This window comes from Pseudomonas sp. RC4D1 (genome assembly GCF_018390395.1).
GTDB lineage: Bacteria > Pseudomonadota > Gammaproteobacteria > Pseudomonadales > Pseudomonadaceae > Aquipseudomonas > Aquipseudomonas danubii.
Window position 1 is genome coordinate 13,561 of the sequence record NZ_JAHBAW010000002.1, and the last position, 20,372, is coordinate 33,932.

A 20,372-nucleotide genomic window follows, 5' to 3' on the forward strand; every position below is an offset into this window, starting at 1 on the left:
GGGCTTTTTTGCTTGGGGCGGGGTCAGGCCGTTACAGCACCGACTGACCGCTCATGGCCAGGTCCAGCAGTTCCCGGTTGGCCACGGCATACATGGCGTAGTCGGTGCCGCTGGCGGCACGGATTTCCACCATCATGGCGCGCCAGCGATCAGCCATGCTCGCGTTCTGCTCCAGCCACAGGGCCACGCGGGCTTCCATGTCGTCCGGCGCATCGGCCATCTGCAGCACCTTGATGGTGATCGCCCGTTGCTGCCAGTCCACGTCATCGCGGAAGGCTTCACGGGCCTGGGCCTGCCAGTTGTTGCCCACCGGCAGATCGCTGATCTGCTGCAGGTACCACGGCAGGTCCAGGGCGCTGCCCACGGCGAAGTAGGCCTTGGCCACATCGGCCGCGCTCTGACCGGTCACGTCGGCCGCTTCGATGATCGGCAGCAGGGTGTACAGGTGAGTGGTGCCTGCAACCATGCGCGCCAGCAACTCCGGTACGCCGGCTTCGACATAGGCCTGGTAACGGTTCTGCCAGCCTTCGCGGGTCGGGCCTTCCAGCAGCTCGTCGAGCTTGAGGCCCAGCGCCGCCAGGTGCGGACCGAAGTGCGCGACATCGCGCGCGGCATCCTGCTCGTTACGACGGCTGCGTAGGAACCAGCGGGTGGCCCGACGGCCCAGACGCATCAGTTCATCCATCAGCTCCAGTTGCACCTGGGCCGAGACCTGGTGATCCAGGGCTTCGATCTGACGGAACCAGTGCGGCAAGTGGAAGATGTCCCGCACGATCACGTAGGCACCGGCGACGTTCGCCGGGCTCATGCCGGTGGACTCCTTCAGGCGCTGCACGAAGGTGATGCCCATGTGGTTGACCAGGTCGTTGGCGATCTGGGTGCTGACGATCTCGCGCTTCAGACGATGGCGACGCATGGCTTCGGAGAACTTGGCCACCAGGCTCGGCGGGAACGCGGTCTCCATGTCACGGGTCAGGTAGTCGTCATCCGGCACCAGGGACTTGAGCAAGGCTTCCTTGAGGTCGATCTTGCTGTAGGAAATCAGCACCGACAGCTCCGGACGGGTCAGGCCCTTGCCAGTCGCGGCGCGCTCGGTGAGCTGCTCCTCGGTCGGCAGGTACTCGATGGCGCGATCCAGCTTGCCGCGGCCTTCCAGGTCGCTCATCAGGCGCTTGTACTCGGCAGCACGCTCGTAGGCACGGCGCGCGGCCAGGGACAGGGCCTGGGTCTGCTTGTAGTTGTTGCCCAACACCAGGCCGCCGACTTCGTCGGTCATACTGGCCAGCAGCTGGTTGCGCTGCTTGTCAGTCATGTCGCCGGCCTGCACCACTTCGTTGAGCAGGATCTTGATGTTCACTTCGTGGTCGGAGCAGTCCACGCCACCGGCGTTGTCGATGAAGTCGGTGTTGGAACCGCCGCCATTGAGGCCGAACTCCACACGACCCAGCTGGGTCATGCCCAGGTTGCCGCCCTCGCCCACCACTTTGCAGCGCAGCTCGTTGCCGTTGACGCGCAGGGCGTCGTTGGCCTTGTCGCCGACGTCAGCGTGGCTCTCGGTGCTGGCCTTGACGTAGGTGCCGATCCCGCCGTTCCACAACAGGTCCACCGGCGCCTTGAGCAAGGCGTTGAGCAGCTCGGTCGGGGTCAGCTTGTCGGCCTGGATGTCGAAGCGTTCTTTCATCTGCGGCGAGATGGCGATGCTCTTCGCGCTGCGCGAGAAGATGCCGCCGCCTTCGGACATGATGCTGGTGTCGTAGTCGGTCCAGGCCGAACGCGGCAGCTCGAACATGCGCTTGCGCTCGACGAAGCTGGTGGCCGGGTCCGGGTTCGGGTCGATGAAGATGTGCAGGTGGTTGAACGCCGCCACCAGTTGCAGTTTGTCGGACATCAACAGGCCGTTGCCGAACACGTCGCCGGCCATGTCGCCGATGCCGACCACGGTGATGCTGTCTTCCTGGACATTGATGCCGCGCTCGCGGAAGTGGCGCTGCACGCCGACCCACGCGCCCTTGGCGGTGATGCCCATCTTCTTGTGGTCGTAACCGGCGGAACCGCCGGAGGCGAAGGCGTCACCCAGCCAGAAGCCGTAGTCGATGGCAATGCCGTTGGCGATGTCGGAGAAGGTCGCAGTGCCCTTGTCCGCCGCCACCACCAGGTACGGGTCATCGTCGTCATGCCGCACCACGTTGGCCGGTGGCACCAGGGCGCCGTCTTTCAGGTTGTCGGTGATGTCCAGCAAGCCGGAAATGAAGATGCGGTAGCAGGCGATGCCTTCGGCCGCGATCTCGTCCCGGCTGCCGCCCAGTGGCAGGCGACGGGGCAGGAAGCCGCCCTTGGCGCCCACCGGCACGATCACCGAGTTCTTCACTTGCTGGGCTTTTACCAGGCCCAGGACTTCGGTACGGAAGTCTTCTTCACGGTCGGACCAGCGCAGGCCGCCGCGAGCGACGTTGCCGAAGCGCAGGTGCACGCCTTCAACCCGTGGCGAGTAGACGAAGATTTCGAACTTGGGCACCGGCTTGGGCAGCTCGGGGATCAGGTGCGGGTTGAACTTGAAGCTGAAGTAGGACTTGTTCTGGCCGTTGGCGTCGGTCTGGTAGAAGTTGGTCCGCAGGGTGGCCTTGATCAGGTCCAGGTAGCGTCGCAGGATGCGGTCTTCGTTGAGCACCTGAACGTCGTCCAGGGCGGTGAGGATCGCTTGTTCCAGACGCTGCTGCTTGTCTTCCAGGTCTTCACTGGTGAGCTTGCGCGCCAGGTAGAAACGGGTCTTGAACAGCCGGGTCAACTCGCGGGCGATGTCGGTGTGGTTGTTCAGGGTGCTGGCGATGTAGCCCAGGTCGAAGCCCAGGCGGATCTGCTTCAGGTAGCGGGCATAGGCACGCAGCAGCGCCACGTCGCGCCATGGCAGGCCGGCAGTCAGCACCAGGCGGTTGAAGGCGTCGTTCTCGGCATCGCCACGGACGATGTGGACGAAGGCGTCCTGCAGCGTGTCGTTGAGCTGCTGGATGTCCAGGTCCAGGCCTTCGGCGGCGGTGAAGGCGAAGTCGTGGATCCAGTACTCGCGGCCGTTGTTGTGGCGCAGGCGGTAAGGGAACTCACCCAGCACGCGCAGGCCGAGGTTTTCCAGGATCGGCAGCACGTCGGACAGCGCCAGCGGGGTGTCGGCGTGGTACAGCTTGCAATGCAGCTCGCGCTGGCCGGAGACCTGGCCCAGGGGCTGGTAGAAGCTCATCACCAGCGGGTTGGCTTCGGTCAGGCTCAGCAGGTGCTGCATGTCCACCACCGCCGAGTGCGCGGCAAAGCGCTCGCGGTAGCCGGCCGGGAAGCCTTTGGGGAAGTCCGCCAGCACGTTGGTGCCGTGGGCTTCGCCGAAGCTTTCCACCACCAGGCTGGCGTAGTCGTCCTGCCAGCTGCGGCAGGCCTGCACCACTTCTTTTTCCAGCAGCAGCGGGTCGATGTCGATGCGTTGTTTCGGGTCCACTCGCAGGATCAGCTGCACGCGGGCCAGCACCGACTCGGAGAAGAAGGTCCAGAACTCGCAGTCAGTGGCTTGCAGGCGATCCATCAGCACTTGCTGGATCTTCTGCCGCACTTCGGTGGAATAGATGTCGCGCGGCACATAGGCCAGGCAGTAGCAGAAGCGGCCGTACGGGTCCTTGCGCAGGAACACGCGGATCTTGTTGCGCTCCTGGATCTGCACGATGGACATCACCGTGCTGAACAGCTCGTCCACCGGGGTCTGGAACAGGTCGTCCCGTGGCAGCACTTCCAGGACCTGGGCCAGTTCCTTGCCCAGGTGCGCCTTGGCCTGGAAGCCCGAGCGCTGCTCGATGACTTCGACCTTGCGGCGGATGTAGGGAATCACTCGCACGCTTTCGCCGTACACCGAGGAGGTGTAGAGGCCCATGAAGCGGCATTCCTTGATCACCTTGCCGTCGGCGTCGATCTGGCGGATCGAGACGAAGTCCGGGTAGGCCGGACGGTGCACGCGGCTGGGGTGCGCGGCCTTGGCGAACGACAGCGGCGTCGGTTCGCGCAGGTAGTTGACGGCGTAGTCTTCGATGCGCAGGTCATCGCTGGTGAGGCCGGCGCGCAGCAGCTTGGCCAGGCCGAGGAAGGAGCTTGGGTCATAGTCGATATGCCCGCCTTCCTGATCGGTGCCGACCACGAATTCTTCATAGCCGAGGAAGGTGAAGTGGTTGCCCACCAGCCATTCCAGAAAGCTCTTGATCTCGGTCTTTTCATCAGCAGCGATGGCGAACTGGCTGTTGTCGATGCTTTCGATCAGTTCCTGGACCTTGGCCTTCATCGGCTCGAAGTCGGCCACGGCGACCCGCACTTCACCCAGTACCTGTTCCAGCTCCTTGCCCAGCACGCTGAGTTCGGCGGCGTTGGCGCAGCGGTCGATCTCCAGGTACATCAGCGACTCTTGCTGCACGCCCTCGCCCTGGGTGCCCTTGGGCAGGATTTCTTGCAGCTCGCCCTTGCTGCCGCGACGTACGCTGAGCACGGTGGTCTGCAGGGTGTGGATGCTGTAGCCGCGACGGTTGAGCTCGGTACGGACCGAGTCCACCAAAAACGGCAGGTCGTGGTGCAGGACTTCCACCGCGGTGTGGGTCGACTGCCAGCCATGACGTTCGTAATCGGGGTTGTAGACGCGCACTTGCGGTTGCGCGTGATCGAAGCGCTCAAGCAGGCGCCAGGCAGAAAGGGTGCAGCCCGCCAGGTCGGACATGCGACGCTGGGTGAGTTCGTCCAGGGAAATGATGCCGAAGAATTGTTCAGCGAACAGCGCCACTTGTGGCAGTGCCTGTTCACTGATGTGCTGGGCCAGTGCCGCTTGCAGTTGGTGCTGGAAGTCGGCCTTGCTGGCTGCGGTGAAGAACGCCATCTGTGGTACTCCGCTTGGGCTTGTTATTGATGGTAGCGTCGCGTGCAAACCCCTTGCGGGGCGGTGGTGCATCCTGCTCCTGGTCTCGGGCAGAGGTTGCAGGATGCCAGGTGGGTGAAGCTGGACGAGACGCACAGGTCACATTCACCTTCCCGGGATGGGCATCTGCAAAAACGACTGGCGCTTTCAGAGCGCGCAATGCCTTTACAGGTGACCATCGCAAATCAGACGCAACCTATTGCACTTGAGAACAAATTGTCCGCTGCGCAGCTTAACGAGTGGAACGCGACAGCTGCTTGCGATGCTGCGACATATTCGGTCAACGGCACGCAACTGGCAGACGGTGCCCTGAACAACACTAGCAGGCGACGGAGAAAAACCAGGGTTTTTCCCCGGTTTCACGGTACTTGCGTACCAGAAGTGACGCTGCAGGTGATGACTGTTCACGACCTGTTCTCTGACAGACAAGCCAGCAGAAATTCCCTCGGGCTGGCAGAATTGTTTCTTTTTGCCCTGTCCGGCCGCTGCCGGCCCCCGCCCCAGGAATGCCCCCATGCTCATGACCACTGCCCACCTGATCGCCAACCCTTGCGACGACGAAGAAGACAACATGGCCATGCTCTGCTGCCACAGCAGCCAGGGCGAGATGTTCCTGATGAGCCGCTACCCGGACGAGGACGAGCTGGAGATCACCCTCGACGGCGAGCCCTCGACCCTCGATGGCGTCAAGGTCACCCTGAGCCCGACCACCCTGCTGATCGAAATCGCCGCGGCCGACGCCGACGCCCTGAACGGTTCCGACCACCTGGAAATCCGCCACAGCACCGCCGCCTCGGACCTGGCCGAAGTGGAACTGACCCTGCAGAACATCCTCAAGGGCACCGGCACCTACATCAGCCAACTGCCCTGACCCGCCGTCGAACCTGCGGCGCCCTCCAGATCCCCGCGTCTCCTGCGCAGCCTGCGGCAGCGGCTACAGGAACCGCCCGCGGGAATCGGTGGGTGGCGGTGTTTTTTTTCGACTAATTGGCTAAATCAGGTTTTCCCCGTTAGTCGCCGACCCCCGCTATGGATTAAAGTATCGCCCCCAGCCCCGACGTTAGTTCAACGCCCGGGGCGCACCCTCTCCAGGAACAGTCACCGATGGAACATCGTGAAGCGCTATTGGCGCTGCGAACCTTTCTTTCAACGCAGATTCTCGGCCAGGAAAAACTCATCGAGCGCTTGCTCATCGCCCTGCTCGCCGACGGCCACATGCTGGTCGAAGGCGCTCCAGGACTGGCCAAGACCAAGGCCATCAAAGAGTTGGCCGAAGGCATTGAAGCGCAATTCCATCGGATTCAGTTCACCCCCGACCTGCTGCCCGCCGACATCACCGGCACCGAGATCTATCGCCCGGAAACCGGCAGCTTCGTGTTCCAGCAAGGCCCGATCTTCCACAACCTGGTGCTGGCGGACGAAATCAACCGCGCCCCGGCCAAGGTCCAGTCGGCGCTGCTGGAGGCCATGGCCGAGCGTCAGGTCAGTGTCGGGCGCAGCACCTATGAACTGTCGCCCCTGTTCCTGGTGATGGCGACCCAGAACCCCATCGAGCAGGAAGGCACCTATCCCCTGCCCGAAGCCCAGCTGGACCGCTTCCTGATGCACGTCAAGATCGGCTTCCCGGACGCCGCCGTGGAGCGCCGCATTCTCCAGCAGGCCCGCGGCGAAGCCTTGAATGGCGAAACCAAGCCCGAGCGTCGGGTCAGCCAGCAGGCGATCTTCGCCGCGCGCAAGGAAATCCTCGGCCTGTACATGGCCGACGCGGTGGAGGAATACCTGGTGCAACTGGTGATGGCCACCCGCACCCCGGCCAAGTTCGACCCGGAAATGGCCGAGTGGATCGCCTACGGCGCCAGCCCCCGCGGCTCCATTGCCCTGGACCGCTGCGCCCGGGCCCACGCCTGGCTCGCCGGGCGCGATTTCGTCAGCCCGGAAGACATCCAGGCGGTGCTGTTCGACGTGCTGCGCCACCGCATCATTCTGTCCTTCGAGGCTGAAGCGGCAGGCATCGACCAGGACCGTGTGGTACAGCGCATCCTCGACGTCGTTGCCGTCGCCTGATCTCCATGACTCAAGCCATCGCCGAACCCGGCATTCGCATCACCCTCGGCGAGCTGATCGAGATGCGCCATCGCGTGCGCGAGGTGCAGCTGTTCTCCACCCCCAGCCAGCGCAGCCCGCTGATCGGCTTGCATCACTCCAAGCTGCGCGGACGCGGTGTGGACTTCGATCAGGTGCGGGTCTATCAGGCCGGCGACGACGTGCGCACCATCGACTGGCGGGTCACCGCCCGTACCCAGGAACCCCACACCAAGCTGTTCCACGAGGAGCGCGAGCGGCCGATCTTCATCATGGTCGAGCAGAGCCGCCAGCTGTTCTTCGGCTCCGGGCTGATGTTCAAGTCGGTGCTCGCCGCCCAGGCCGCGAGCCTGATCGGCTGGGCCGCCCTGGGTCATAACGACCGGGTCGGCGGCCTGGTCTACGGCGACGACGAGCACTACGAGATCAAACCGCGACGCAGCAAGCAGAGCCTGTTGCAACTGCTCAACCGCCTGGTGCGGGTCAACCAGTCGCTGCACAGCGAAGCCCAGCCCCAGCGCGATGCCCTGGGCACCGCGCTGCTGCGCGGCCGTGAAGTGCTGCGCCCCGGCAGCCTGGTGATCGTGATCTGCGACGAGCGCGCCTTGAGCGACGCCGCCGAACAACAGCTGAGCCTGCTGTCGCGGCACTGCGACCTGCTGCTGATGCCGCTGTCCGACCCCCTGGACCATGCCCTGCCCGCCGCCGGCCTGTTGCGCTTTGCCGAGCGCGGCGCGCAGTTGGAACTGGACACCCTGAACTACGAACTGCGCCAGGCCTACCGGGCCCAGAGCGAAGCGCGGATCGCCCGCTGGGAACGCCTGGCGCAAAAACTGCGGGTGCTGCTGATGCCCCTGAGCACCCAGAGCGAAATGGTCGAGCAGTTGCGCGAGTACCTCAATCCGCAGCGTCCGGGAGCCGGCCGATGAGCAGCCTGGAACAACTGCAACCGCTGCTGCTGCCGCCCGATATCGGCCTGTGGCCGCCAGCACCAGGCTGGTGGCTGCTGGCGCTGCTACTGCCGGTGCTCGGCTTCGCGGCCTGGCGTTGGCGTCATCTGTGGCCACGCAAAGCCGCGCGCGCGCGCAGCGAACAGCCCCTGGACCCGGTGCGCCTGGCCGCCCTGGCGGAACTGGCGCTGTTGCCCAAGCCTTATGACGGCGCCCCGGCCGGCGCCTGGCTGCAGGCCCTCAACGCCCTGCTCAAGCGCCTGTGCCGCAACCACTATCCCTACAGCCAGAGCCACACCCTCAATGGCCGCAAGTGGCTGGCGTTTCTCGACAACCGCTGCCCGGCCGCCGGCCTGACCCGCTGGATGGTGCTGGTGGAAGGCGCCTACAAACCCGAGTGCAAGCTCGACGACAAAGCCATCGCCGGCCTGACCCAGGCGGTGGACACCTGGATTCGCAAGCATGTTTGAGTTCGCCTGGCCGTGGATCTTCGCCCTGCTGCCGCTGCCCTGGCTGCTGCGCCTGGTGCTGCCGGTGGCCGACAGCGGCGAGCCGGCGCTGAAGGTGAGCTTCCTCAGTGACCTGGAGGGCCTGTCCAAGCGCCGGGCCCGGGCCCACCTGCCGGCCTGGCGCCAGCAGGCCCGCTTCATCCTGCTCTGGGTCCTGTTGCTGTTGGCCGCGGCACGCCCGCAATGGCTGGGGGAACCGCTGCCGGTGGCCGCCAGCGGCCGCGACCTGCTGGTGGCGGTGGACGTCTCCGGTTCCATGGACTTTCCCGACATGCAATGGCAGGACGAAGACGTCAGCCGCCTGAGCCTGGTCAAGCACCTGCTGGGAGACTTTCTCGAACACCGCGAAGGCGACCGGGTCGGCCTGATCCTGTTCGGCAGCAAGGCCTACCTGCAAGCGCCCCTGACCTTCGACCGGCGCACGGTGCGGATCTGGCTGGATGAAGCGAAGATCGGCATCGCCGGCAAGAACACCGCCATTGGCGACGCTATCGGCCTGGCCCTCAAACGCCTGCGCCAGCGCCCGGCGCAGAGCCGGGTGCTGATCCTGGTCACCGACGGCGCCAATAACGGCGGCGAAATCCCGCCCATTACCGCTGCACGCCTGGCCGCCGAGGAAGGGGTGAAAATCTACCCCATCGGCATCGGGGCCGACCCGGACCAGGGCGCGACCCTCGGCTTGCTGGGGCTCAACCCGAGCCTGGACCTGGATGAGCCGGCCCTCAAGGAACTGGCCGAAGTCACCGGCGGGCGCTACTTCCGTGCCCGTGACGGTCAGGAGCTGCAAGCCATCAAGGACACCCTCGACCAACTGGAGCCGGTGGCCCAGCAGCCGACCCAGGCCCGCCCGGCCCAGGCCCTGTACCACTGGCCGCTGGCCACGGCGCTGCTGCTCAGCGTGCTGCTGGTGCTGCGCGAGCGCTGGCCGCACAACCCGCTGCAGCGCTTCTTCACCGAGTCGAACTTCCTGCTGCCTGCCCATGACTGGCGCCAGCGGCTCAAGCGCCTGCGCTTGCGGAGGCGTCGATGATCAGTCTCTGGCCCCATTGGTTCCGGCCCGGATGGTTGCTGGTGCTGCCACTGCTGGCGCTGCTGCTGTGGAAGCTCTGGCACCGGCAGAAGCGCGCCGGACGCTGGCAGATGATCCTGCCACCGGCCTTTCACGCCGCCCTGCTCAGCGGCGGCAACGGCCGCGAAAGCAAACTGCCCTGGGTGGCCCTGGGCCTGGCCTGGCTGCTGGCGGTGCTGGCCCTGCTGGGCCCGAGCTGGCAGCGGGTGGAACAGACCAGCCAGAAACCCGCCGACCCGCTGGTGGTGTTGCTGGAGCTGACCCCGCAAATGCTCGCCAACGATGTGCCGCCCAATCGCCTGGAACAGGCCCGGCACAAACTGCTGGACCTGTTGCAACTGCGCAGCGACGCCCAGACCGCGATCGTGGTCTACGCCGGCAGCGCCCACACCCTGGTGCCGCTGTCCGATGATCTGGCCACCAGCCGCAACCTGCTGGACGCCCTCAAGCCATCGATCATGCCCCAGGCCGGGCAGCGCGCCGACCTGGCCCTGCTCAAGGCCCTCAAGCTGCTGGACCAGGGCGCCCTGGGCCAGGGCCGGGTGTTGCTGATGGCCTCCTCCCTCAGCGAACAGGAACGCCAGGGCATCCGCCAGGCGCTTGACGGTGAAACACCGCAATTGCTGATGCTCGGCCTCGGCAGCCGCGACGGTGCCCCGGTGACCCTGGAAGACGGCAGCTACCTCAAGGACGACCTGGGGGCGATCCTGGTATCGCGCCTGGACAGCCCGGACCTCAAGCAGTTCATTGGCGAGGTGGGCGGCCGTTACCGTCAGGCGCGCCTGGACGACAGCGACCTCAAGGGCCTGGGTCTGACGGGCGGGCCGCAAGGCGTGCGCAGCGACGGCCAGACCCTGCGCCTGGACACCTGGGCCGACCAGGGCTATTGGCTGCTGCTGCCCCTGTTGCTGCTGGCGGCCTGCGCCGGACGCCGGGGCTGGCTGTTCTGCCTGCCGCTGCTGCTACTGGCCGCGCCGCAACCCAGCTACGCCTTCGACTTCAACGACCTGTGGCTGCGCCCCGACCAGCAAGGCCAGCGCCTGCTGCAACAGCAGCGCCCGGCCGAGGCTGCACGACACTTCCAGGACCCGCAATGGCAAGGCGTGGCCTTGTACGAGGCCGGCAACTACAATGCCGCCGCCGAGCGTTTTGCCGAAGGCAACGACGCCCGCGCCCACTACAATCGCGGCAATGCCCTGGCGCGCAGTGGTGAGCTGGAAGCCGCCATCGACGCCTACGAACAGGCCCTGGAACGCCAGCCCGAGCTGCAGCCGGCGCTACACAACAAGGCCCTGGTGGAAAGCCTGTTGCAACAGCAGCAAGCCACCCCGCCAACACCGCCGCAGCAGCCGGAAAACCCCGACAGCGACGACAGCAACACCCCCGGACCCAGCGCGACGGCCACCCCGCCGAGCACCGCCAGCGCCCCGCCGGACAACCCCGGACAGCCTGCGGCCAACGAGGGCCAGGCCACAGCGCCCGACCCGCAGCGCAACGGCTACAGTGAAGTGCCCGGCAGTGAGCTGGACGACCAGCACACCACCACGCCCCTGCGTCCGGCCCAGGACAGCCTGGACGCCGAACACCAGCAGGCACTGGAGCAATGGCTGCGCAAGATCCCGGACGACCCGGGGGAACTGCTGAGGCGTAAATTCTGGTACGAACAGCAACAACATCAGGATCAGGGAAAACTTCGATGACCCGCTGCACCGCCCTTCTGCTCGCCCTCGCGCTCTGGACCTCGGCGTCCCAGGCTGCCGGGCTGCTCGCCAGCCTGGACCGCAACCAGGTGAACTCCGGCGAGACTGTCGAGCTGACCCTGGAGTCCACCGACGTCACCCAGTTCGGCAAGCCCGACCTGACGTCCCTGGACAACCAGTTCGAAGTGCGCGGTACGCGCCAGGTCAACCAGCTCAACAGCCTTGGCGACAGCCACGCCAGCACCCGCTGGATCGTCACCTTGCTGCCGCGCCACACCGGCACCCTGGAGATCGCCCCGCTGCAACTGGGCAACCTGCAGAGCCAGGCCCTGACCCTGCAAGTCAACGCCAGCCCGGTGCAGGATCAGGACAGCCGCCTGGAGCCGGTGTTCATCAACGCCGAACTCGATCAGCCCAAGGTCTATGTCCAGGCCCAGGCCCTGCTGACCCTGCACATCTACCATTCGGTGCCGCTGTTCGACGACAGCAGCCTGAGCCCGTTGCAACTGAGCGATGCCCGGATCGAGCAACTGGGAGAGCCGCGCACCTACGAAAAACTCATCAATGGCGTGCGCCATGGCGTGATCGAGATGCGCTACGCCGTCTATCCCCAGCGCAGCGGCGAACTGCTGATCCCGGCGCTGACCTTCACCGCCACCCCGGCCAACCCGGGCACAGGCACAGAAGAGCCCACGTCCCAGGCACCCAAGCCCGGCAAGCTGATCCACGTCAGCTCCGCCGAACTGAGCCTGCAGGTGCTGGCCAAGCCTGCCGCCTACCCCGCCGATGCCCCCTGGCTGCCCGCCCGCAGCCTGACCCTGAGTGAAAGTTGGAGCCCGGAGCCCGATCACCCGCAGGTCGGCGACTCCCTGACTCGCAGCCTGACCCTGAGCGCCGAGGGCTTGTCCAGCGCCCAACTGCCACCGCTGCCCCAGGCCGAGATCAATGGCCTGCGCAGCTACCCGGACCAGCCGCAACTGAGCAACCAGCACATCGAGCACGGCCTGCTGGGGACTCGCGAAGAGCGCCAGGCCCTGGTGCCGACCCGCACCGGCGACCTCGAACTGCCGGCCCTGGAGATCACTTGGTGGAACACCCTGGAAGATCGCCTGGAACAGACCAGCCTGCCGGCGCGAACCCTGCAAGTGGCGAACAACCCGAGCCTGGTGGTGGACACCCCAGCCGGCACGCCCCAGGCCAGTGTCGATAACAGCGACCTGTGGCTGTGGCAGCTGAGCACCCTGCTGCTGGCCTGCACCACCCTGCTGGGCTTTGGCCTGTGGTGGCGCGCGCGATCGCAACCTGCGGTGCTGCGCGCGGCCCAGACCGGCCCCAGCCCACGCTCGCTGCTGGACGACCTCAAGCGCGCCTGCCAGGCCAACGACCCCCAGACCACCCGCCAGGCCCTGGATGCCTGGGCGCGCCAACAACCGGAAACCCTGGCCGACATGGCCGCGCGTTTCATCCCCCTGTCCGATGCCCTGGACGGCCTCAACGGCGCCCTCTACAGCGAGACCGGCCAATATTGGCAAGGTGAGGAACTCTGGCGAGCGATCCGCGCCATCCCCATCAACGAGCGAGTGCAGGACCCGGTGGCGGACACCACCAGCCTGCCGCCGCTGTACCCCAAGTAACAGCAGCCGTGCAGCCCCCTGCCGCCTAGGAGCCGGCTTGCCGGCGAAGAAGCTCGTAAGTCATGCCGCGCCTGGGCGGGCCCTTTCGCTGGCAAGCCAGCTCCTACAGCCACCTCCCTGGAGCCAAGCCGCTGGGCCAATCGCGCCTGCATTTGCCGCAGCGTCGGGCATAAACACGCGTTTGCCAGTAAACTCTCGACCCTTTCGCCGCGGTCATCTTCTGTGCGGCCAGCCTTTTTCATGCGGAGTTTGCCTTGCGTCTGTTTCACACCTCCGACTGGCACCTGGGCCAGAACCTCCACGGCCAGGAGCGCGACTTCGAACATGCCTGCTTTCTGGAGTGGCTGTTGCGCCAGCTCAAGCACGAGCAACCGGACGTGCTGCTGATCGCCGGCGATATCTTCGATACCGTCAACCCGCCGGTCAAAGCCCAGGAACGCCTCTACGACTTCATCGTCAGCGCCCACGAGCAGCAGCCGGCCCTGACCATCGTGATGATCGCCGGCAACCACGATTCCGGTTCGCGTATCGAACTGCCCGCCCCCTTGATGCGCCGCCTGCGCACCCACGCCCTGGGCCGGGTGCTGTGGCTGGACGACGGCCAGCTGGACGCCGAGCGCCTGCTGCTGCCCCTGCCCGACGCCAGCGGCGCGATTGTCGGCTGGTGCCTGGCCCTGCCCTTCCTGCGTCCGGCGGAAGTCACCGGCCCGCAGCTGGGAGACGACTACCTCAAGGGCATCGCCCAGGTCCATGAATGGCTGATCGCCGCGGCCAATGCCAAGCGCCAGCCGGGCCAGGCCCTGATCGCCGTGAGCCACGCGCACATGGCCGGCGGCTCGGTGTCCGAAGATTCCGAGCGCAGCCTGATCATCGGCAATGCCGAGGCCCTGCCCGCCAGCCTGTTCGGCGCGGACGTCAGCTACGTGGCCCTGGGGCACCTGCACAAGCCGCAGAAGGTCAATGGCGAGGAGCGCATCCGCTACAGCGGCTCGCCGATTCCCCTGTCGTTTTCCGAAATCGACTACCCGCACCAGATCCTCGATGTGCGCCTGGACGGCCAGACCCTGGTCAGCGTCGAACCGCGGCTGATTCCCCGGGCAGTCAACCTGCAACGCCTGGGCCCGGCGCCCCTGGGGCAGATCCTGACCCAACTCGGCGAGCTGCCGGACATCGACCTGTTGGCCGAAGAACAGCGCCAGCCCTGGCTGGAAGTGCGGGTGCGCCTGGACGAGCCGCAACCGGACCTGCGCCAGCAAGTGGAAAGCGCCCTGCAAGGCAAGGCCGTGCGTCTGGTACGGATTGCCGCCGAATACGCCGGCAATGGCGGCCGCGATGGCGAGGACGAGACTGCCGAGCTGATCGAACTGGATCAACTGAGCCCCGAAGAACTGTTCCGCCGGGCCTGGCGCGACGCCTACGCCAACGAGGTGGACGACGCCACCCTCAAGGATTTCGCCCTGCTGTTGCAGGACGTTCAGCAAGAAGGTGAACAGCCATGAAGATCCTGGCCATCCGCCTGAAGAACCTGGCCTCCCTGGCCGGCCCGTTCGAAATCGATTTCACCGCCGAGCCCCTGGCCAGCGCTGGGCTGTTCGCCATTACCGGGCCCACCGGCGCCGGCAAGAGCACTCTGCTGGACGCCCTATGCCTGGCGTTGTTCGGCGCGGTGCCGCGGCTGAACAAGATCGCCAAGGAAAACAAGGTTCCCGAGGTCGACAGCGATATCTCCACCGGCGACCCACGCACCCTACTGCGCCGTGGTACCGGCAGCGGGTTCGCCGAAGTGGATTTTGTCGGCATCGACCGGCGCCGCTACCGCGCCCGCTGGGAAGCCAACCGCGCCCGCGACAAGGCCAACGGCAAGCTGCAAGCCAGCCGGCAGAGCCTCACCGACCTGGACAGCAATCAATTGCTGGCCAGTAGCAAGCGCGACTACGAACAGCTGATCGAATCCAAGCTGGGCCTCAACTTCGAGCAATTCACCCGCGCCGTGATGCTGGCCCAGAGCGAGTTCAGCGCCTTTCTCAAGGCCGACGACAAGGAACGCAGCGAGCTGCTGGAAAAGCTCACCAACACCGCGATCTACAGCCAGCTGGGGCGCCGGGCCTACAGCAAGAGCAAGGAAGCCGACGAGGCCCACAAAGCGCTCCAGGCCCAGGCCAGCGGCATCGTCCCCCTGGACCCCGAGGCCCGGGCCGAACTGGACCAGCAGTTCAACGACGCCCAGCAACAGCTCAAGACCCAGCAGGCCCAGCTCAAGCAACTGGAAGCCCAGCACAGCTGGCTCAAGGAATTGCGCCAATGGCAGGAGGCGCAGCAGGACGCCACCGAGCAGTTGCAACAGGCCGAGCAGGAGGCTCAGACCCTGGCTCCGGAGCGCCTGCGCCTGCAACGGCTGGAGCAACTGGCGCCGCAGCGTCACCAGTTCCTGCGCCAGATCGAGCTGCGCCAAGCGCTGGAGCCCCTGCGCCAACAGATCGAGCAGCAGGCCGCGCAACAGGTTGAGCTGCAACAACGTCACCAACAGCTGCAACAGCAAGTGCTCGACGCCGACAGCGCCCTGGCCCAGGCCCAGAGCCAGCACAGCGACAGCGTCCCGCTGCTGCGCGAAGCCTTTGCCGAACAGGGCAACCTGAGCCGTCTTGGCCAGAGCCTGAGCGACGCCGGCGAAACCCGTGACCGCGCGCAAAGTGTCAGTGCCCAAGGCCAGCAAAGCATTGCCGAACTGCTGGAGAAGCAGCGTCTGGTGGGTGAGCGCCTGGAGCGGATTGCCGGGCAGCTGGCGCACAGCGCCGCCCTCGCCCCCTTGAGCGAAGCCTGGACGCTCTACCGCGAACGCTTGCAGCAACTGATGCTGATCGGCAACCGCCTGAATCAGGGCCAGAGCGAACTGCCGGCCCTGGAACAGCGGGCCGGCAGCGCGGCTCAGCAACTGGCCGAACAACGCACCCACCTTGAATTGCTCTACAGCGAAGCCGGTGCCGAACCCCAGGCCGTGGCCGAGCAGATCCAATTGCTGGACGGCCTGCTCAAGGACAACCGCAAGCAACAACGGGCCACCGAAGAGCTGGCACGGCTCTGGGCCCAGCAACAGGAACTGGACCTGCGCGGCCGGGCCCTGCAAGACAAGCAACAAGCCGTGGCCGCCCAGCGTGAAGCACTGAACCAGGCCGGCCTGCAAGCCAAGGCCGAACTGAGCGTCGCCGAGCAGACCCTGAGCGTCACCCAGGCCTTGCTGGAGCGCCAGCGCCTGGCCCGCAGTGCCAGTGTCGAGGAACTGCGCGAGCAGTTGCAGGACGATCAGCCCTGCCCGGTGTGCGGCAGCGTCGAGCACCCCTATCACCAGCCCGAAGCCCTGCTGCAAAGCCTGGGGCGCCATGACGAAAGCGAAGAAGCCAACGCCCGTCAGGCGGTGGACAGGCTCAAGGAACAGCTCAACGAACTGCGGGCCCAGGTCCAGGGCTTGATCGCCCAGCAGAAGGAATTCCTCCAGCAACAGGAACAGCTGGCCAGCCAGCAACAGGCGCTGGCCCCCAGCCTGCAAGCCCACCCGCAGAGTGCCAGCCTGCTGGACCAGGACCCGGCTCGACGCGATGCCTGGCTACGCCAGCAACTGGAACAGTTGCAACAGAGCATCACCCAGGATGAGAGCCGCCTGGATGCCTTGCTGACCTTGCAAAAGGACGCCACGCGGCTCCAGCAGCAGTTGCAGCAAGCACAAGACGCCAGCCAGCAGGCAGCCCAGCAACTGCACAAGCAGCAGGAGCAATTGGCCGCCGACCAGCAGCGTCTGGAGGAAGAACTGGCCAGCTTCAACAACCTGCTGCCGGCCGAGGTGCTCGAAGGCCTGCGCCGTGATCCGGCCAGCACCTTCATGCAACTGGACCAGCAGGTCCTGCAGCGCATCGAACAACTGCGCGAGCGCCAGGACGAAACCGAAGAACAACAGCAGCGCCAACTGCTGCTGGACAAGGAACAGGACCGCCAACTGACCCGCCAGCAGCAACTGAGCGACGCTCAGCAGCAGCTCGACGCCCTGAGCCAACAGCAGCAGGCCTGCCAGGACCGGCTGGCCGCCCTGCTGGGGTCGCACCCTAGCGCCGAACTCTGGCAGCAACAGCTCGATCAAGCCGTGGAACAGGCCCGCACCGCCCAGGCCAAGGCCCAGCACGAGCAGCACGAGCTGCAGCAGCAACTGATCCAACTGAGCGCCGAGCTCAAGGCCCGGCAAGAGCGTCTGCAAGCCCTGGACAGCGAACAGCAGCAACTGGCCGGCAGCATCGAGCAATGGCGCGCCCAGCACCCGGAACTGGATGACGCCGGCCTGCAACAGTTGCTGGAACTGGATGAGGACCAGATCCAGCAACTGCGCCAGCGCCTGCAGGCCAACGACAAGGCCATCGAACAAGCCAAGGTCCTGCTCCAGGAGCGTCAGCAGCGCCTGCAGCAGCACCAGGCCCAGCACAACGGCAACCTGGAGGCCGGGCAACTGCTCCAGGCCCTTGAACAGCTGCAGCAACAAGCCCTCGCCAGCGAGCAGCACGTAGCGGAACTGCGCGCCCGACAAAGCGAGGACCAGCGCCGCCAGGAAGCCAACCAGGCCCTGAGCCAGCGCATCAACGAGGCCTACAACCAATGGCAGCGCTGGGCCCGCCTGAATGCCCTGATCGGCTCGGCCACCGGCGACACCTTCCGCAAGATCGCCCAGGCCTACAACCTCGACCTGCTGGTGCACCACGCCAACGCCCAGTTGCGCCAACTGGTGCGGCGCTACCGCCTCAAGCGCGGCGGCAGCATGCTCGGCCTGCTGGTGCTGGACACCGAGATGGGCGACGAGCTGCGCTCGGTGCACTCGCTGTCCGGTGGCGAGACCTTCCTGGTGTCCCTGGCCCTGGCCCTGGGGCTGGCGTCCATGGCGTCCAGCACCCTGAAGATCGAATCGCTGTTTATCGACGAAGGCTTCGGCAGCCTCGACCCCGAGTCCCTGCAACTGGCCATGGACGCCCTCGACGGCCTGCAGGCCCAGGGACGCAAAGTGGCGGTGATCTCCCACGTGCAGGAAATGCACGAACGGATTCCGGTGCAGATCAAGGTCAGCCGCCAGGGCAACGGCCTGAGCACCCTGGAGGTGAAATGAGCAGCATGGACACGCCAGAGGTGACCCTCTACTCGTTCCGCCGCTGCCCCTATGCCATGCGTGCACGCCTGGCGCTGCGCTATGCCCGGGTGCCGGTGCGGATCGTCGAGGTCAGCCTCAAGGCCAAGCCGGCCGAGATGCTCGCACTGTCGGCCAAGGGCACGGTGCCGGTGCTGGATCTGCATGGGCGGGTGATCGATGAGAGCCTGGAGATCATGCACTGGGCGCTGGAGCAGCATGATCCGGACAACTGGCGGCTCATCGGCGCCCCCCAGGCCCAAACGCAGATGGCGGCCTTGATTGCCGAGAATGATCAGGTGTTCAAGGTGCACCTCAATCGCTACAAGTACGCCGAGCGTTATCCCGAAGCGCCCATGGAGCACTACCGGGCCCAGGGCGAGGTGTTTCTGGCGCAGTTGGAGCGCCTGCTGCAGGAGCGACGCTATCTGCTGGCAGCGCATCCGAGCTTGGCGGACATGGCCCTGCTGCCGTTTGTTCGCCAGTTTGCTCATGTGGACCGGGAGTGGTTTGCGCAGACGCCTTATCGTGCGTTGCAGGAGTGGTTGCGGGGGTTTCTTGAATCGGAGTTGTTTGTGGGGGTCATGGCCAAGACTTTGGCGTGAGTTTTATTGTGGGGTTGGGGGGGCATATCCATTCCTGCGGGTGTGGCCTCTGGTGGTTTCGCTTTTACAGCGGGGTTGGGTACATATCCGTTCCTGCGGGTGCGGCCGCTGGCGGTTCCGCTCTTACAGCGGCTCACTTTTGAAAAGCGCAAAAGTAAGCAAAACGCTTCTGCCCCTCCACTCGGTGCCTCGCTTAGGCTCGGCATGCCCTCACTCCGGCATTGATCCGTGGGCCGCCGCCACCGGCCATCCATGGCCGGGTGGCGGCTAACCCGGCATCCCTGCCGGGTTACCCACGGCTCAATGCCTGCGTTCGGCCATCGTGGTTAACGGGGCTAACAGATCAAGATCAAAAGCCAGAGCAAGATCAAAATCTGACGGCGGCCTGCCGGCTGGCCTGTTTCATTGCCGTTCGCGTTACATGTAGCCGCTGCCGCAGGCTGCGAACGGCTCCGCAGGAGACGCTAAACCTGCCTCCCCGATATTCCTGACATATCGCGTCGCCTGGTTTCGCAGCCTTCGGCAGCGGCTACAAGGAGCCGGCCTGCGCACCTTGGCTTTGGCTTTTGCTTTGGCTTTTGCTCTTGCTCTTGATCTTCCGGCCCCTTCCCAGCCGGCCGAGCGCAGGCGTTGCGTAGGGGGCAGCTCGGCATGGATGCCGAGCTAGCCGCCACCCGGCCATGGATGGCCGGTTGGCGGCGGGCCCCCGGAGCAATGCCGAAGCGAGGGAACCCCGAGCCCCAGCGAGGGGCCCATGGAGGGGCAAGCGTTTTTTGGTTCCTTTTTTTGGCGTTTGAAAAAAAGGGACTCGCCGTAAGGGCGAAACCCTAAGCGGCCGTTACCGCAGGAATGGATATGTACCCCCCCCCCAAACCCCAAACCCCAAACCATCAAGACAAACCCGCTATCCCCCCCCCTTTCAAAATCCCCCCACATGCTAGTGTTCCCCCACTGCCCAGAAGCTGCGAGCCCCCATGTCTTTCGTGATCCGAACCCACCCCCGCCTGACCTTCGGCGTGCTGATCGGCTGCGCCGTCGGCATCCTCGCCCCCGCGCAAACCCTGACCGGCAAGCTCCTCATCGGCTGGAACGCCGCGGTCTGGACCTACCTGGCGCTGATGTTCTGGCTGACCGTGCGGGCCCGGGCCGAGGACGTGAAACGCATCGCCGAAACCGAGGACGAAAACGCCGGGCTGGTGCTGTTGATCGTCTGCGTCGCCGCCATCGCCAGTCTGGTGACCATTGCCCTGGAGCTGGTGGGCAGCAAGGACCTGGATACCCCTCAGCGTCTGCTGCATTACGGCTTCACCGGGCTCACGGTGATCGGTTCCTGGTTGCTGGTGGGGGTGATCTTCAGCGTGCATTACGCCCGCCTTTACTACACCTGGAATGGCAAGGAACCGGCCCTGCGCTTTGCCGAGGAACTGACCACGCCGAACTATTGGGACTTCCTCTACTTCTCCTTCACCATCGGCGTGGCGGTGCAAACTTCGGACGTCGGCGTGGCCACCCGCGAGCTGCGCAAGATCGTCCTCGCCCAATCGTTGATCGGCTTTGTGTTCAACACCGCGATCCTCGGCTTTTCCATCAATATCGCCGCCGGGCTGTTCAGCTGAACCTTTACATAACGGCTAGAACCCAGTCCTGGCCCCTCGCTAGTTCGTCGGTAAAAATCGCGACAGCTTCGTCCGAAAGCCATATAGCGAGTGTCAGGATGGGTGACAGCACTTGATCTAAG

The 20,372-nt window shown here is 65.5% G+C and carries 12 protein-coding genes; 11 read left to right on the top strand and 1 reads right to left on the bottom strand.

Features of this window, described 5'->3' with window-relative positions; all coding sequences use genetic code 11:
- Positions 1-31 precede the first annotated feature (31 nt).
- Positions 32-4,891 (bottom strand): NAD-glutamate dehydrogenase, encoded by a 4,860-nt coding sequence (locus KHO49_RS15770; RefSeq protein ID WP_110597238.1) that lies wholly within the window; start codon positions 4,889-4,891, stop codon positions 32-34.
- Between the two features lie 553 nt (positions 4,892-5,444).
- On the opposite strand from KHO49_RS15770, the gene KHO49_RS15775 reads away from it, so the two are divergent.
- From KHO49_RS15775 to KHO49_RS15825, 11 genes are all read left to right on the top strand, one after another.
- Positions 5,445-5,801 carry a hypothetical protein gene (locus tag KHO49_RS15775; protein WP_102863321.1) on the top strand — a complete coding sequence of 119 codons (357 nt, stop codon included), beginning with the start codon at positions 5,445-5,447 and terminating at the stop codon, positions 5,799-5,801.
- A gap of 233 nt (positions 5,802-6,034) precedes the next feature.
- On the top strand, positions 6,035-6,994 hold the full coding sequence (locus KHO49_RS15780; RefSeq protein WP_003218556.1) for an AAA family ATPase: 960 nt from the start codon (positions 6,035-6,037) through the stop codon (positions 6,992-6,994).
- Between the two features lie 5 nt (positions 6,995-6,999).
- Positions 7,000-7,941 carry a DUF58 domain-containing protein gene (locus KHO49_RS15785; RefSeq protein ID WP_102863320.1) on the top strand — a complete coding sequence of 314 codons (942 nt, stop codon included), beginning with the start codon at positions 7,000-7,002 and terminating at the stop codon, positions 7,939-7,941.
- A complete protein-coding gene (locus tag KHO49_RS15790) occupies positions 7,938-8,432 on the top strand; it encodes a DUF4381 domain-containing protein (RefSeq protein ID WP_110597237.1) in 495 nt (164 codons plus the stop codon). The genes KHO49_RS15785 and KHO49_RS15790 overlap by 4 nt, the downstream gene beginning before the upstream one ends.
- Positions 8,425-9,501 (top strand): vWA domain-containing protein, encoded by a 1,077-nt coding sequence (locus KHO49_RS15795; protein ID WP_102879098.1) that lies wholly within the window; start codon positions 8,425-8,427, stop codon positions 9,499-9,501. Before KHO49_RS15790 ends, KHO49_RS15795 begins: the two co-directional genes overlap by 8 nt.
- The gene (locus tag KHO49_RS15800; RefSeq protein WP_213665284.1) at positions 9,498-11,240 is read left to right on the top strand and encodes a VWA domain-containing protein; all 1,743 of its coding nucleotides are present in this window, start codon (positions 9,498-9,500) and stop codon (positions 11,238-11,240) included. Before KHO49_RS15795 ends, KHO49_RS15800 begins: the two co-directional genes overlap by 4 nt.
- Positions 11,237-12,874, top strand: a complete 1,638-nt coding sequence (locus KHO49_RS15805; RefSeq protein ID WP_170004501.1) for a BatD family protein — start codon at positions 11,237-11,239, stop codon at positions 12,872-12,874. Before KHO49_RS15800 ends, KHO49_RS15805 begins: the two co-directional genes overlap by 4 nt.
- A 254-nt stretch (positions 12,875-13,128) precedes the next feature.
- The gene (locus tag KHO49_RS15810) at positions 13,129-14,373 is read left to right on the top strand and encodes an exonuclease SbcCD subunit D C-terminal domain-containing protein (protein ID WP_110653678.1); all 1,245 of its coding nucleotides are present in this window, start codon (positions 13,129-13,131) and stop codon (positions 14,371-14,373) included.
- Positions 14,370-18,011: an AAA family ATPase gene (locus KHO49_RS15815; protein WP_213665285.1), complete on the top strand. Its 3,642-nt coding sequence runs from the start codon at positions 14,370-14,372 to the stop codon at positions 18,009-18,011. The genes KHO49_RS15810 and KHO49_RS15815 overlap by 4 nt, the downstream gene beginning before the upstream one ends.
- Positions 18,008-18,634, top strand: a complete 627-nt coding sequence (locus tag KHO49_RS15820; RefSeq protein WP_213665286.1) for a glutathione S-transferase — start codon at positions 18,008-18,010, stop codon at positions 18,632-18,634. Before KHO49_RS15815 ends, KHO49_RS15820 begins: the two co-directional genes overlap by 4 nt.
- Positions 18,635-19,608: 974 nt before the next feature.
- Positions 19,609-20,250, top strand: a complete 642-nt coding sequence (locus tag KHO49_RS15825; protein WP_213665287.1) for a DUF1345 domain-containing protein — start codon at positions 19,609-19,611, stop codon at positions 20,248-20,250.
- Positions 20,251-20,372 lie beyond the last annotated feature (122 nt).